Origin of the sequence: Microcoleus sp. T2B6 (genome assembly GCF_036700475.1) — a bacterium.
Taxonomy (GTDB): domain Bacteria; phylum Cyanobacteriota; class Cyanobacteriia; order Cyanobacteriales; family Microcoleaceae; genus Microcoleus.
In genome coordinates, this window is record NZ_JAUBOZ010000146.1 from 1 (window position 1) to 14,437 (window position 14,437).

General features: G+C 46.5%; 14 protein-coding genes. 6 read left to right on the plus strand and 8 right to left on the minus strand.

Annotated features, from left to right (window positions below; translation table 11 throughout):
• The first annotated feature begins 80 nt into the window (after positions 1-80).
• Complete coding sequence (locus tag QUA00_RS33800) at positions 81-305, plus strand: hypothetical protein (RefSeq protein ID WP_333147085.1); 225 nt, start codon at positions 81-83, stop codon at positions 303-305.
• Positions 306-349: 44 nt separating this feature from the next.
• On the plus strand, positions 350-631 hold the full coding sequence (locus QUA00_RS33805; protein WP_333412844.1) for an antibiotic biosynthesis monooxygenase: 282 nt from the start codon (positions 350-352) through the stop codon (positions 629-631).
• Positions 632-687: 56 nt separating this feature from the next.
• Here the strand turns inward: QUA00_RS33805 and QUA00_RS33810 are convergent, their stop codons facing one another.
• Together QUA00_RS33810 and QUA00_RS33815 are read right to left on the minus strand one after the other, a co-directional pair.
• On the minus strand, positions 688-1,644 hold the full coding sequence (locus QUA00_RS33810) for a glycosyltransferase (protein WP_333412856.1): 957 nt from the start codon (positions 1,642-1,644) through the stop codon (positions 688-690).
• Positions 1,645-1,747: 103 nt separating this feature from the next.
• Positions 1,748-2,218, minus strand: a complete 471-nt coding sequence (locus QUA00_RS33815) for a tetratricopeptide repeat protein (RefSeq protein WP_333147079.1) — start codon at positions 2,216-2,218, stop codon at positions 1,748-1,750.
• 207 nt (positions 2,219-2,425) lie between these two features.
• Between QUA00_RS33815 and QUA00_RS33820 the strand changes: the two genes are divergently transcribed.
• Entirely contained in the window at positions 2,426-3,958 is a 1,533-nt protein-coding gene (locus QUA00_RS33820; protein WP_333412858.1) for a glycosyltransferase family 4 protein, read from the plus strand.
• A 34-nt stretch (positions 3,959-3,992) separates the two neighbouring features.
• A complete protein-coding gene (locus QUA00_RS33825; protein ID WP_333147075.1) occupies positions 3,993-5,915 on the plus strand; it encodes a hypothetical protein in 1,923 nt (640 codons plus the stop codon).
• Between the two features lie 475 nt (positions 5,916-6,390).
• Here QUA00_RS33825 and QUA00_RS33830 read toward each other — a convergent pair whose 3' ends face one another.
• From QUA00_RS33830 to QUA00_RS33840, 3 genes are all read right to left on the minus strand, one after another.
• The gene (locus QUA00_RS33830) at positions 6,391-6,537 is read right to left on the minus strand and encodes a hypothetical protein (protein WP_333147073.1); all 147 of its coding nucleotides are present in this window, start codon (positions 6,535-6,537) and stop codon (positions 6,391-6,393) included.
• A 321-nt stretch (positions 6,538-6,858) separates the two neighbouring features.
• The gene (gene upp / locus QUA00_RS33835) at positions 6,859-7,494 is read right to left on the minus strand and encodes a uracil phosphoribosyltransferase (RefSeq protein ID WP_333214988.1); all 636 of its coding nucleotides are present in this window, start codon (positions 7,492-7,494) and stop codon (positions 6,859-6,861) included.
• 219 nt (positions 7,495-7,713) lie between these two features.
• The gene (locus tag QUA00_RS33840) at positions 7,714-7,842 is read right to left on the minus strand and encodes a hypothetical protein (protein ID WP_333412847.1); all 129 of its coding nucleotides are present in this window, start codon (positions 7,840-7,842) and stop codon (positions 7,714-7,716) included.
• A 255-nt stretch (positions 7,843-8,097) separates the two neighbouring features.
• Between QUA00_RS33840 and QUA00_RS33845 the strand changes: the two genes are divergently transcribed.
• The gene (locus QUA00_RS33845) at positions 8,098-8,670 is read left to right on the plus strand and encodes a DUF4360 domain-containing protein (RefSeq protein WP_333351473.1); all 573 of its coding nucleotides are present in this window, start codon (positions 8,098-8,100) and stop codon (positions 8,668-8,670) included.
• Positions 8,671-8,810: 140 nt separating this feature from the next.
• On the opposite strand, the gene QUA00_RS33850 is transcribed toward QUA00_RS33845, so the two are convergent.
• The 3 genes from QUA00_RS33850 to QUA00_RS33860 all read right to left on the minus strand — a co-directional run bounded on the left by QUA00_RS33850 (position 8,811) and on the right by QUA00_RS33860 (position 12,474).
• Positions 8,811-10,058, minus strand: coding sequence for a URC4/urg3 family protein (locus QUA00_RS33850; protein ID WP_333412848.1), 1,248 nt, complete (start codon positions 10,056-10,058; stop codon positions 8,811-8,813).
• The gene (locus QUA00_RS33855; RefSeq protein WP_333412850.1) at positions 10,055-11,137 is read right to left on the minus strand and encodes an adenylate/guanylate cyclase domain-containing protein; all 1,083 of its coding nucleotides are present in this window, start codon (positions 11,135-11,137) and stop codon (positions 10,055-10,057) included. Before QUA00_RS33855 ends, QUA00_RS33850 begins: the two co-directional genes overlap by 4 nt.
• Before the next feature lie 89 nt (positions 11,138-11,226).
• Positions 11,227-12,474, minus strand: a complete 1,248-nt coding sequence (locus tag QUA00_RS33860; protein WP_333412852.1) for a GTP cyclohydrolase II — start codon at positions 12,472-12,474, stop codon at positions 11,227-11,229.
• A 412-nt stretch (positions 12,475-12,886) separates the two neighbouring features.
• Between QUA00_RS33860 and QUA00_RS33865 the strand changes: the two genes are divergently transcribed.
• A complete protein-coding gene (locus QUA00_RS33865; RefSeq protein ID WP_333412854.1) occupies positions 12,887-14,221 on the plus strand; it encodes a cytosine deaminase in 1,335 nt (444 codons plus the stop codon).
• Positions 14,222-14,437 lie beyond the last annotated feature (216 nt).

The window sequence follows — 14,437 nt, forward strand, 5'->3', positions numbered from 1 at the left end:
CGCCCGTCCAAAAAGGACGGGCGGGACGCCCATCCCACAATAACAATTAAAATTGTAAGTTATTTAATTCGCGATCCCTAGTGCCACATACAACAAGTCTAAGCGGTTCAAGATTTGAGGCGAAAGTCAAAAATAAGTTCCTCCGAGAAGGAGTATTTGACGTACAAAATATGATTACAATTCCTCATGCAAAGCTTCTACGCAAATTGGGAAGTCTGACATCCGAGAAAATGCTCGAAGTAGAACAGGTAATACTTTTGTGGTTGGGATTTAAAGAGGAAAATGCTGAGGGAGAGGAGGAGTAAACCGAACCATTGAAGTTTTGAAATTATCAGAGAAGCTGATTACTATGCAGTATGTCTTAATTATTCATGAAGTAGAAAAATATGAAGCTTGGAAAAAGGTATTTGATCGTGCTGAAAGCATCCGAAAAGAAGCTGGAGAGCGTTCGTATCAAGTCTTGAAGTATGAAAATGAACCCAACAAAATTGTTCATTTCTCCGCGTGGACATCAATCGCAGATGCTAGGGCGTTTTTTGAGTCGCCTAGACTGGTTAAAATTAGAGAAGAAGCGGGAGTTAAAGCTCCTCAGTTTATCTATCTAGACCAATTAGAGTCAGGAGTATTGTAAAAGTAATCAGACTTGGCGGTTGAAACGGCCGGTTATTCTGTGGAAATCCTACGCCTTTACAACTCCCGTTTCAACAACTCCCGCACAAACTCAAACGCCCTTGGACGCAACTCGACGGGCAGCAACGACAATCCCAAACCCGCCCACATTTTCGCCGCAGAAACCGACTTGCCCGCCCGCACCATCAGGCGCCCTTTTTGAGTTTCACCCACTTCAATCAGTCGCAAACCTAGCGCTAATTGAGTTTCTGCAATCCTTTTGAGCCTGACTGTTTCCAACTTCTCCGACTCAAACTCGTAGCCCGTCAAATAGCGCAATTTATCGCTTAAATACGGAATTGCCCGATCGACTCCTTGCTGTCCTGCATGAACTCGATACTCCATCAACAGCTCCGGCAAGTAATAGCACTTTTTGCCAGCAATCGCAAGTCTCACAAACAAATCGTTATCTTCGCAATTTTGCAAATTCGGCCGCAGAAATCCGACTTCTTCCAAGGCGCGGCGCCGAAACAAAGTCGCCCCTATTTGCAAACTTTGTCTGAGAAAAACTGCGGAGAGCAAATCTTCAATAATTCCAGCCGATAACTCGGTGCGGCCCCACCGCTGCGAATTCAGTTTCGTCTGGTTTTCGTCAATATAATTGTTAATGTCGATCACCCAGTGATCTGTACTGACAAAATCGATGCTGGGGTCTTTATCTAAAATAGCAGATGTCCGCTCTAGAAATTGCGCGCTCAGGCGATCGTCATCGTCAAACTTGATAAAATATTCGCCCCTTGCCGCCGCAAAGCCCGATCGCATATTATTACTCTTGCCGATATTCTGCGGGTGGCGAATGTAGCGAATCCCGCGATCGACAAATTCCGACATCAATAGTGGAGTGCTGTCAGTAGAACCGTCATCACAGATAATTAATTCAAAATCTGTATAAGTTTGAGCTAAGACGCTGGCGATCGCACAAGCCAGCAGATGCACTCGATTGTAAGTAGGAATGCAAACACTAATTTTCGGCACTACGACTATTTTCAATTTTAGATTGTGGAAAAAATTCGCAATTGAGTCCAGGAAAATAAACCACCCATGCCCAATTCCCTGTTTGGCCAATTCCCAATGTATTTTAACTCAAACGAGCCGTACATTCGAGAATTAACTTTTGATTCACCAAAGCAAACGGTTGAATTTCCAAAGCGCGGCGAAAAGCTTGAATAGCATTTAGGTATTCTCCCAAGGCAGCGTAGCACAAACCCAGACCGTGCAACGCCCCAAAATGCACCGGGTTCAGTTTGAGGACGATTTCGCAGTCGTGGATCGACTTTTTATAATTTCCTTGGGTATAGTGAAGTACGGCGCGTCGGTTCCAAGCTTCCGCAAAATCCGGCGCTTCCGCAATCAGATTCGTCAGCAAATCCAAAGCGTGGTGAACATCGCCTGCATCTAACGAAACTTGCGATCGCCTGAGAATTTGCATTCCATAGTCACCTTTCTGGTTAAACCAAGTGTGCCAGAGTTCTGTAGTTGCCCGATCGCGCACGCTTTGGTCGGGCTTTTTCAAGTCTTCGAGCAGCGCCTTAAGAGATAATTCGTCCATAGGTGCGAAGATTGTTAAAAAGATTTTATCAATCAATTTTATCGCGCAAGCGGCAACTTTATTTATTCCACATCTTGCACCATTCTCGCTTAACAGGCTTTTCGGCCTGTTCCACAAGAAAATTCACTCTTTGTGGAACAGGCCGAAAAGCCTGTTCCTAAACAAGTAATTGAGAATGGTGCAACATCTCAGTTTATCCCACATCCCATGAAGATTTTGATGCTTTCCTCGACTTTTCCCTATCCGCCCAGCCGCGGAGGAACTCAGGTAAGGACGTTTAATTTATTACAATACTTGAGCCGGCGGCATGATGTAATTCTCGGCACTGTACGATCGCCCGATGTCACCGAGGCACAAATCGACGCATTGCGCCAGCAAGTTACAGAATTAGCAGTTTTTCCCAACCCGCGATTACCCCCCCAACCCCCCCTTATTAAGGGGGGGCTAAGACTCGATCCAGAACCCGATGGGGATTTTTTGCCTCCCCCCCTTAACCAGGCATGGCTGTTTCATTCTCACCAAAAACATGAATTTTGTAGGGGTAGTGCCTCCGTGCCTACCCCCGACCTAGACGATTCGATCGGCAGATCCGACCAAGAGGGCCGGCACGGGGGCACGGCCCCTACGGATAATGAAACAGCCCTGCTTAACCAGGGGGAGGGCTTCTTGCCTCCCCCCCTTAATAAGGGGGGGACTGAGGGGGGGTTCCCTGAAATAATAGGAAAATTCCACAGATTCGGTCGATTTTTGTTGTCCGGGACACCTCCAAACGTACTCTCAAGCTACTCCCAAGCAATGCAGAATTGGGCAGACGAATTGGTAACAGCAGGCCAATGCGATGCTGTCACCTGCGAGCACAGCGTTAACGAGATTTACGTGCGTCCAGAATGGCGGCAAAAACTGCTGACAGTGGCAAACATTCACAGTTCCGTTTGGGGAACTTGCAGGGAAATGTTAGCAACCGGCACCTCGGAAAAACCCCTGCGCGATCGACTAAATTTACCGCTACTCGCCCGCTACGAAAAACGCTATTGTTCCAAATTCTCCCGCATTGTTGCGACAACATCCACAGACAGAGAGCAACTCCTAGAATTGCTGTCGCCTCGGGTACAAGTGCGAGGAAAACAAGATTTTTTTGTACCTCCCATTGATGTAATTCCTAACGGCGTGGATTTGACCGAATTTCCCTACCGATCGATCGATCCGGGAGGACACACCTTAATTTTTGCAGGCGCAATGAATAATTTGCCCAATATTGACGCGGCGCGGTTTCTGAGTTTGCAAATACTGCCGCCTTTGCAGCAGCGCTATCCCGATGCTACCCTCACCTTAGTAGGGGCTTCGCCAGTCCCGGAAGTGCTCGCATTGGGGAAACTTCCCGGAATTCAAGTAGTAGGCCGGGTGCAAAGGGTGGCAGAATATTTGCATCAAGCTGCTGTTTGTGTGGTGCCGATGCGGATTGGTTTTGGGATTAAAAATAAAACTTTGGAGGCGATGGCTGCGGGAACTCCCGTGGTTGCTAGCGATCGAGGTTTGGAGGGTTTAGCCGTCGATGGCGGCCCACAACTGATAAGGGCCTTGCGGGCGAACAAAGTTCAGGAGTATGTTGAGACGATCGCCAGTTTGTTTGAAAATCAGCAGCTAAGACAGGAGCTCTCTGTCAGGGCTCGATCGCTCGTGGAAAGCCAATACACTTGGGATATCATAGGTCGGCAGTACGATCGGCTATTGCAATTTTAAACTCTAAATTCTAAAATCTAAATTCTAAAATGGCATGATGGAACACAAAATTAACCCCTCAAAAAATCGAGCCAAACCCCCAGAAACTCGCCAAGTTGCTCCTCCTCCGACAAGACGGCGGCGCCAAACCCGACGCCCCAAAAATCTTCAAGAGTCCCAGCTTCCAATACCTACTCCCCGAACTCGCGCCAGATATCCCTGGAAAAGACTGATAGCTAATTTGACAGCCCTCAGCATCTTGGGTGGCTGTACAGCTTTGATGGGAGGCGGCGCTTGGCTGAGTTATCAGCTAATTGTCGATCCCAATGGCAACAGGTTGATCTCTCAGTTTGTGCCGGAATGGTCGCGCCTGCCTACAGGTAGCAGAGATTCGATCCAAACTCTCGATCAAATCAAAGCCAGCGTCCGCAAATTGGGATTCGTAACCGGAGAACCCCTGCCGCTTCCCGTCGATCAATCCCGCGATAATTCTATTTCCGATTTGCTATTGCCGGTGATGGTAGAAAGAACTGTTAAGGCTTCTACTGTTTGCAAAAATCCTTGCCGTCAAATTGTCGAACTTCGGGTGTACAAGCGAGTGCAACTTCCCGATCGCAGTTCCGATAAAGAGCAGTATTTTCAGTTAGCAAGTTCTGTGAATGTAGAAGGCCCTGCGGAATCTTTTGTCATTGCTTCTTTAGCTGACTCTACATCTGACAATCAAGCCTCGAATCAGTCGTTACCCCTAACAGAACTGCGCCGCTTTGACGGAAAGCCCCCCGCATCAGGCATTTGGTTTAATGTTAGCGGTAAACTAATGCGGGGCGACAGGAAAATTCCCTACGGACAAGTCGTTCGCTACAACCCCAGCCAAAATCATTTAATGCCGCTGTTGGAGTGGGCGAGTGCGGCCGGACAACCGCCGAATTGGCAGCAAATTGTTAAGGGCGAAAACCCCCAGTTGGCGATCGACCAAACAGTTGGTTTAGAGCCACAATTTACCCTTTATCAAATTGGCCCGCGCAAATTTTTGCCGAACCCCGTTCAGTTAACGGCGATTTCTTTAGAAGAAATTGCTTTCAATGACGAGACTTACAAAAATGGGCTGCGACTCGCGAAAAGCGGGCTGTGGTCTCCAGCATTAAATGTTATGCGTGTGGCGAAGGGGAAAGCTGGCAAAAATTGGCCAGCAGTCGCGCAAGCTCAGCTAGAAACGATCGAATTTCACGCTAAAATTACTCGGGCTCAGGCGATCGCATCTTGGGCCAGTCCCGGTCAACAAGTTCTCGCAGAATTGATCGACGGCCGCTGGACTGAAGCTTTGCAAGTATTTGAAGCCGATCCGAGTAACAGTCACGAAATAGCCACAACCCTCAAAAATGACGGCGGGCGGATCTGGAACCGCATAGACGCCGCCTTGAGAGTGAATGCCGCTGACGCCGATGTCAAGGCTTGGGGCGCCCTGATTGTAGCTTCTCAAGACGGAACTCGCGAGGCGATGAATTGGCTCGACCAGCAATCAGATACTGACAGCGAAACCAGAAGTCGAATTCGGAATTTGGTCAACAAACTTGAGGAAGCAGTTTCTCAGGCTGAAAATCTAGAAGACCACAAAAGTCAAATTATGGGTTCTGCTACTTTAATTAACAGTGTCAATCCCGCTGAGTGGCTGGAACCAGAACCGAACAATGAGTTAAAATTGGCGGGAGAACAAGTTTGGTATCAGGTGCAGGTAGCGAGTTTTTACGACGGTAGCCGTTGGGTTAATTCGCCTTTTTCTGATGTAGAAGTGCGCTCTTTTCCTGCTACTCAAGTCAAGTGGCTGTGGGGGCGGCTGGGATTGCAGGCTGACCCCAAGATTAAGATTGAGGTAGCGATGGCTAACGGTCAACAAAGAGTTGCTGTGGGAACGGTGAAAGCAGTGCAGGTTCAAGATGGAAGTCTGCGTTTGCTGGCGGCGGTTGACAAGCGATCGTAATCTGGCAGAAAGCATTCGGCAGATAGAACAGTCCCGGAGGCACTCTTGATATCAAATCCGGCTGCGCCGGAATGAGATCAAATCCGCGCTTCATCGTCGGGCGTAAAGTCGAATGAAGCTGCCAACAAATATCAACGCAATTTTCAGTTTTTTGACTCACAGTCAACAGTTAACAGTCAACAGTCAACCATCATGAGGAGTGCAACCGGAATCGATATGACACAAAGAAACCGGGTTTTTTTACCATTTCTGCCGATTGCAACAGAAGTATTTTCGTAAAAAAACCCGGCTTCCTTCCATCTGTACGTCCAAAACTAGGAAAAAGGAAAATTCTTTCTTTTGCGCCTCCGGTAACTCCGAAAGCAGCGCAATCTCAAAACTCTTCCCCTCCCCACTTATCGCTCTCGGACAAGAATGCACACAAAAATTTTGTTAATCTAATTAACACCACTGGCGCACAAAAAACCCAGAGATGTCAAATCGCGCCCTTTTTAGAGAGTGCTGCAATCATCTGCCGTTTCACGGCCTTAGCCCAAAGCTCAAACTCCAAACTGTTGATATTCTGAATTTTCACTTCCTCAACAGAGTGAGTTGGGGCTTCTTTCTGTGCTGTAGTCTCCATTCTTTTTTCCTCGTCCAAGAATTGTTAGTAGTCGATCGCAAACGGTTAGGATCATACATCTATTTTATGAACTAACCGTTGGCAATTAATTACACTAAAGGCAGAGATTTTCCCCATAAGATGCAGTAAATACATTGAGATAATGCGATTTAGGAATTTAATGTAAAAAAAATCCTACAACCCTTGCTATATATAGGCTTTTCCTGACATTAAAATCTTACAATTTACATTGTATGGCACTATCAAACCAATAGTTATGTTAGTAAACTTTTTTTTAAATGAATGTATTGACATATACAGCAGAAAACAATTTTATTGAATTCACATAGTGCCGTAAAGTCGATCGCCCGCATCTCCCAGTCCGGGTACAATATAGCCATGCTCGTCCAAACACTCGTCAACTGCCGCCGTATAAATCTGCACGTCAGGATGTTGTTCGTGAAAGTGCCCCACTCCCTCCGGTGCCGCCAGCAAACACAAAAATTTAATAGACTTCGGATTAACTTCTTTCAGCCTATCCACTGCCGCCACTGCTGAATTACCAGTAGCCAGCATCGGATCGACAATTAAAACATCTCGCTGTTCAATATCCTGGGGAACTTTGAAATAATATTCGATCACCATGCGAGTTGTCGGATCGCGGTACAAACCAATATGTCCTACCCTCGCAGACGGAATCAGCTCTAAAATACTATCTAACAGTCCCTGACCCGCGCGCATAATCGAAATAATAACAATTTTCTTTTCTGCAGCCAGCACCGGTGCATTCATTTTGGCGATCGGCGTTTCTATTAGTTCGTATTTTAGCGGCAAATCTCGCGTCACTTCATAGGCGAGCAGCATTCCAATCTCTTTCAGCAATTGGCGAAATTTCGCCGTGCTCGTTTGAGTTTGCCGCATTAGAGTTAACTTGTGCTGTATCAAAGGATGGTCGATGACAGTAACTTTAGCACTCATTTTTTTGAATAATTAATTGGCTTTATTCTAACTTATCAGCCATCGAGGCATTCTTGACGCAAAAAAAAACCGGTTTCTGCCGCCCCTGCGTCCGGGACTACTTATATCAAACCCCTATTGAAAACACCAATATCCCGCGAATAAAATTCCCTCCGACAATTGCCTTTCATCCGCCCAGCGCGACACTAAGTATGCGAGGTTTGAAAATACACAAATATGTCATTCTCTCGTTTCCTCTTCTTCCCGCACTCTTCCTAATAACGCAGATCCGGGCCCAAAAGCCTCCCCACTGGTTTTGCTGTCTCGCGCTCCATCCAAGCCCAATAACACAGATCCGGAGTTTTGCACCGAAACCTTCCGGAACTTTTACCAACCGATATGAATCTTAAGAAGTATCAACATACAACCTATTTTTTCGATTAATTCACTAATCGAAAAAACCTGAATAGGAACTGCCCATGAGGTTATAAGCTTGGCTTGACTGGCTTTTCATCTTGCAACATGAAGGCGGCAATATCCAAGTTTAAAACACATTACCTAAATTCAGTTCCATTTTTTTAGGGTGCTCCTAACACACAACTGAACTTATTAAGGAGAACATCCATGAAGTTTGTAAAACTATTGCTAGCTACGGCATTAATGACTGCTTCTATCGGCCCCGCCTTGGCTAATCCTGCCGTTCAAATTTTAGGTGCAAGCTACGGCGGTAGCGGTTGCCCCGATCGCTCTGCCAGCGTCAGCGTCAGCCCCGACGGTCAAGAACTGACCATCCTATTTGATAAATTTGCAGCCCAAGGAAATGTCTCAACAGAAAGCCGGAAAAGCTGCAATCTGAGCATTCCCATCAAAGTACCCCAAGGCTACCAAATTTCTATCTACGATGCTGATTATCGCGGCTACGTGGCTCCTAGAACCACAGGCAACCTGCGAGCAGAATACTTTTTCGCTGGAGCGCGCGGCCCAGTTTTTAATCGGAATCTCAGCGGCGAAACTAACTACAATGTTCGAGATAAGTTAGGTACTTTAGCTAATGTTTGGTCTCGCTGCGGCGACAGTGTAAATATGCGAGTAAATGCTGCGATGACAGCCCGCGGTGCCGGCATGGCCACCGTTGACTCCTTCGATTTGGCTCATCGCGGTTTAGTTTATCACGTCAAATATCGCACTTGCCGCTAAGCAGCTTGTTAGGAGTGTAGTGTGAGGTATTGTTTTCAGGTTTGAATTGGGAATTTTAAGTTGGAAGAGGGGATAATTTTCCCTCTTCCTTCTTGCTTCTTCCCTCTTGCTTCTTCCCTCTTCTCTCTTCCTTCTTCCCTCTAAAACACAGTCCCGTCACTTTCAATCTGAATTGGCGGCACTCCACCAGCCCTCAATTCGGCGGCAATCTTCCGCCCCGCCGCCCAAGTTCCTCCTTGCAAAATCTTCACCAGCGGCAATTGTTCCGCACTCAAATGCAGCTTTTCTCGAATAGCTGCGGCAATTTTATCTAAAAGATTCACAGTGAGCGATCGCCATTCTACTATAACTTCCGAATCCGGCAAGTAACTCTGCTCAAAAATAGCCGAATCTTTTGCCCGCAGCAGCCCAATATCCAAACACAAACCGCCGTTGCGGTACTCCGGCAATCCCGTTAACTCATCCAATCCGGCGACTTCTAAACCAAGTTCTTGCAGCGGTTCCAACAGCGAATAAGTCAACCACTGCGAGAGTTTGTGAAACGGCACGAATTCATCTCCCAAATTTTCTCCTTGTAATGCCCGATGCCGCCAAACATCCCCTAAATTAACGCCACCAATTGCATATCTTCCCGGCCAAATTTCCCCAAAACCTGTCAAAACAGCGCTCAACACATCACCAGCCTTCACAGTTTTGGTTTCAGAAACCCGACTGTCGAGCAAGTATTTTGCCAAATTGCCGGGACGCGGGTTTTCGCTACCAAATAATAATGGATGCTGGCAAATCGCATTTCCCAAACCCTGCAATAATTCTAATCTGCCTGTTAAACCAACTAGCGGATTCTCTCGACTTACCTGAAATCCAGCAGCTAAGGTTTCTAGTTTTAATTGAGAAAGTCCCTGAGAATCAGCTTCCCAAGGAAAATCGGGATTGCTGGAAAAAACACCTTGACAAAACATCCGCAAGCTGGCTATTGCTAACCCTTCAGAACGGCGGTAAACCTGTCCGGTTTCTGGTTCACAATACTGCCAATCTGCACCAGCACCGGCATCGAGCAAAACGCTGATAATTGCTAAATCAAATTTGATCTTAGCTTGCTCTATGAGTGCAAATTCTGCTAAAGCTGCATTCAATTCGGCGAGTCGCGACAAGTTGCCAGCTTCAAAATGTCGCCAGCGACTGTGAAAGGGAATGTTAAAATCGGGATATTGTTGGCGCGTTGTGTCAATTACATAATTTGCTGCTTTGTCGAGTTGGGATAAATCGACGCGGAAGTAGCGGAGTTTGTCCTGGCGGGCTAAATCAAAAAGCCGATCGCACTTTTGACGAATAGCAGCCGGCGTTCTCAGATATTCTACAGTCTCAAGTTCAATATTGTGCAACTTCATACCACCAAACACCGGTAAACATCGTTTTCTTGAAAAAAGTCAAACTGACTGTAATCTAAAAGATTATCTAAAATCGCATTTTTATCGATTTTGATCAGCTTATATTCCCACTTCGACCCGCTGACTTCGCGTTTTATGTGATCGGAAACTATCACCGAGTTTTTTTCTTTTCCCGGAGACACTATTTTACTTAAATCTTCCAGCCTGTCCGCGATGTGAATATCTTTTCCGTAAGTGCAAGACCTAAATATATATAAATTTCCCTTAGCAACTCCCACCGACAAGCCACAAGGTATTTGATTGGCGTTAATAAAAAGTTTCCAATTCTCGCACAGACTTTCCATTGCCGCTAAGGCTGAGTGAGCTTCGGGGAAAGTCAACAAATGCGAATCACCAACAATACTCCGAATTGTGCCACCGTATTCTTCGCAAATTGTTTTTTCAAAAGTATCAAAGTTGGTGAGCAAATATTCCACATCTTTGATTGAATTAGATTCTTGATAAGCTATAAACCCTCTCAAATCAGCTTTAATTATTGCTTGATTCTTGATGATTCGCGTTTTGTAACTTTGGTCAACTTTGTAGACTTTTTCAGGTTCGCTCATCCCTTTCAAAGAAAACTCGTTGACAAAAGATGTTTGCACTTCTGCTTTGTTGAGGGCCAGCCATGCTGCTTGGGACAAATATATTTCATCCGGCGGAGTTACTGATTCTATGCGCGCTGTTAAATTCACCGTATCGCCAAAGATATCTTTATCTTGATGCAAGACATCTCCTAATGTAATCGACACGCGAATAGCCAATCGTTCGTCGTTCGCCTTGCTAGATTGTTGCGATCTCAATTCTTGCTGCATTTCTATCGCAGCCACAGCCGCGGCTGTGACGCTGGGAAAAATTATCCAAAATGAATCACCTTCCCCTTTAATCACGCTGCCTTCATTTCGGGTGCTAATATCTGAAACAAAAGTTTTATGTTCGTTTAACAAACTACTTAAGTCCGACTGAGATAATTTTTTGACTCTGGCGGTATATCCACAAATATCTGTTTTTACGATCACACTAGAACGCAAATTAGCCATAACCTACCCTGACTGATCCAAAACCAGCAATAAATTTTATCTAGCAAAGACGCGATTGTTCGCGTCCCATCGGTCGCGTCTTTGCCCTCTCAATCTCCTAAATCGCGTCCGATCGCTCCTGCAAGAATTGTAGCATCTGGTACAGGGTCGGGCGTGTAGTAGCCGGCGGCTTTTTTGGCGACGATTTCGACTTGTGCGTCTGCGGGAATCCAATCTTCAGGAATGGGGATGCGATCGACCACATGAATGCCAGAATTGATAATCGCATTGTATTTCATATCGCTCATAGAAACTAAACTGTCAATGCGAGAGATCCCCAACCAGTGCAGCACGTCTGGCATTAGTTCTTGGAACCGCATATCTTGAACTCCCGCCACGCATTCAGTGCGCGTAAAATAGGCATCAGCGCGATCGCCCCCTTCCTGCCGTTTTCTGGCATTGTACACCAAAAACTTAGTCACTTCCCCCAAAGCTCTCCCTTCCTTGCGGAAGTAAACTATTACCCCAGAACCGCCGGATTGTGCCGTTTGGATGCAAATTTCAATCCCGTGTACCAAATAAGGGCGACAAGTGCAGATATCGGAACTGAAGACATCTGAACCGTTGCATTCATCGTGTACCCGTACCGCCAACTGCTTATCCGGGTCAGAAATATTCGCGACATCGCCAATAATATAAACCGTAGTTCCGCCAATTGGTGGCAAGAAAACCTGTAAGTCCGGCCGCGTCACTAAATCCGAGAACATTCCGCCTGTTTGCTCGAACAGGACACGGCGGAGAACGCTTTCTTGGGCGCCGATTCGCCTAGCAATTCCCGGCAAATACCACACCGGATCGATCGCAATTTTAGTTACTGCTAAATTGCCACCTGCTTTGACTATTTTGCCATCAATTTGCACCCGCCCCTTAGCGATGGCATCTTGCAATTCTGGCATATTAATGTGAGCTTTAGTGACAGCAATTGTCGGTCGAATATCATATCCCTGCTGGAGAAATGAAGTATAAACTTCGCTGACCAAACCCCCAAAGGGATCGAGAGAAACAATCAAATTGCGATCGCCCCAACTAGGGTGCGGCCCGATGTGTGCGGCCGGAGAGGTGTTGGTAAAATCGGGGCGGTGATCTGCTTGGAGTGCGCCGGAAGCCACTGCTAGCGCGCGATAAACAGAATAGGAACCCGAATGAGTGCCGATCGCATTCCGGTGAGACGATTTGGTGAGGCTGCCAATGACAGGCCCCCGTTTCAGGGGATCGATTTCTCCCCAGTGGATGGGATGAGGTTTTGTGCCGGATCTGTCGGGATGGGATGTTAAAACTATATGCTTGGGTTTTGACACAGTTGTTTTTGGCTCTTGCTATGGATGCTGCTGTTGGTTGAAAGTGAAATTGCAATTTGAAGCAGTGATTTATGATAGCAAAAGGATTCGGGATCGGGAAGTATCCGGCATAGCCAAACTCGTGACGCTGATTTTCGCACAGTCCTGAAAATATAAAAATTTTGCATAAGTGCTTCAGTGATTAAGGCTGAAGTACAAACAGCAAAGCTACCTATTTAAGGCAAGTTTCTCTAGGAGTTATATTTTCTTTCTGCATGATATTTGTTTAACTAACCGCAGAGGGCGCAGAGGGCGCAGAGAATCTAGAAAAGAGAGAAAGAGGGGAAAAGAGATGGTCACAATTCCTGCGAGGGTTGTTATAGTTACAACTGGTAGCCGGGAATTATCAAGAAAATACTAACTCACAAAATTAATGTTGCCAAGTACATCTAATTATTTGCTCAAAAATGGTCGCGTACCCGCGTCTCTTCTAGAGATGAAATCGCTCGCGCCCTCCGCTTCTACTGTGGCGACAACGGGGAGTGAGAACAATTTTTGTTTGGTGGATTTGGAAATTGCAGCAGGGGCGATCGCCCAAATTACTCCAGCAGGTACAAAACCTGTATCCTCCTCTGGAGATATCCCAGTTATAGATTTGCAGGGCGGCTTAGTTTGGCCTTGTTTTGTGGATATGCACACCCATTTAGACAAAGGCCACATTTGGGAACGATCGCCCAATCCCGATGGAACTTTTGCCAGCGCGATCGAAGCGGTAGGCGCTGATGCCCAAAAAAACTGGAATGCAGAGGATGTTTACCGGCGAATGGAGTTTGGCCTCAAGTGCAGCTACGCCCACGGAACCAAGGCTATCCGCACTCACATCGACAGCGCGGGGGAACAGGGAACCGTTAGTTTGGGAGTATTTGAAGCGCTGCAAGCCGAATGGGGCGATCGGCTGATATTGCAAGCAGTTTCCCTGGTTTCCCTCGACTATTTCCTGACACCTGCCGGCGAAAAATTAGCCGATCGCATGGCCCAAATCGGCGGCATTCTCGGCGGCGTCGCCTATATCAACCCCGACTTAGACAAACAACTCGATCGAGTTTTTGCCTTAGCCAAAGAACGAAATTTAAACATCGACTTCCACACCGACGAAAACGACGATCCAGATTCAGTAACATTGCGGGAAGTCGCAAAAACCGCCATCCGCCATGAATTTGGGGGTCAAATAATCTGCGGACACTGCTGTAGTTTAGCCCGACAACCCTCCGATTTAGTAACAGAAACTCTGGAATTAGTCAAGGAAGCAAATATTGGCATTGTCAGCTTGCCGATGTGCAACCTTTACCTGCAAGACCGAGAATCTCAGCATACACCGCGCTGGCGGGGTGTGACACTGCTGCACGAACTCAAAGCAGCAGGAATTCCCGTTGCAGTTGCTAGCGACAATTGTCGCGATCCGTTTTACGGATTTGGCGATCACGACGTTTTGGAAGTCTTTAATATGGCAGTCCGCATCGCTCATTTAGATAGGCCCTATGGAGACTGGCCCTGTGCAGTGACAAAGACTCCAGCCGATTTAATGGGATTGCCGAGTTTAGGACGAATTGCACTTGGTTTACCAGCAGATTTGATTTTATTTAAGGCGCGGAATTTCAGCGAATTGTTATCTAGAGCGCAGGGCGATCGCACAGTTTTGCGACAGGGAATTAAAATTGATACAACTTTGCCCGATTACCGCGAACTCGATGATTTCTTAGCAATTTAAATCTGACATTTTGTACGAATATCAAGAACAGGCAATATGCCTGTTCCACAAAAGATGAATTTTCTTTCTACTCGTTACTAGGCAGAGCCGGGAACCAGTTAATTGAGTTTTGTGGAACGGGCATCTTGCCCGTTCTTGACGGGTGCATCTCACTTTGGCAAATGTGTCAAAAAAGAGATAAAATGAAAAAGCTAGTAAAATCGTTAAATAAAGATG

Excerpts from the sequence above, each read along its gene's own strand:
- QUA00_RS33865 (WP_333412854.1), top strand. The coding sequence starts at position 12,887 with ATGTTGCCAAGTACATCTAATTATTTGCTCAAAAATGGTCGCGTACCC.
- QUA00_RS33845 (WP_333351473.1), top strand. The coding sequence starts at position 8,098 with ATGAAGTTTGTAAAACTATTGCTAGCTACGGCATTAATGACTGCTTCT.
- QUA00_RS33815 (WP_333147079.1), bottom strand. The coding sequence starts at position 2,218 with ATGGACGAATTATCTCTTAAGGCGCTGCTCGAAGACTTGAAAAAGCCC.
- QUA00_RS33805 (WP_333412844.1), top strand. The coding sequence starts at position 350 with ATGCAGTATGTCTTAATTATTCATGAAGTAGAAAAATATGAAGCTTGG.
- QUA00_RS33830 (WP_333147073.1), bottom strand. The coding sequence starts at position 6,537 with ATGGAGACTACAGCACAGAAAGAAGCCCCAACTCACTCTGTTGAGGAA.
- upp (WP_333214988.1), bottom strand. The coding sequence starts at position 7,494 with ATGAGTGCTAAAGTTACTGTCATCGACCATCCTTTGATACAGCACAAG.
- QUA00_RS33820 (WP_333412858.1), top strand. The coding sequence starts at position 2,426 with ATGAAGATTTTGATGCTTTCCTCGACTTTTCCCTATCCGCCCAGCCGC.
- QUA00_RS33850 (WP_333412848.1), bottom strand. The coding sequence starts at position 10,058 with ATGAAGTTGCACAATATTGAACTTGAGACTGTAGAATATCTGAGAACG.
- QUA00_RS33855 (WP_333412850.1), bottom strand. The coding sequence starts at position 11,137 with ATGGCTAATTTGCGTTCTAGTGTGATCGTAAAAACAGATATTTGTGGA.
- QUA00_RS33825 (WP_333147075.1), top strand. The coding sequence starts at position 3,993 with ATGATGGAACACAAAATTAACCCCTCAAAAAATCGAGCCAAACCCCCA.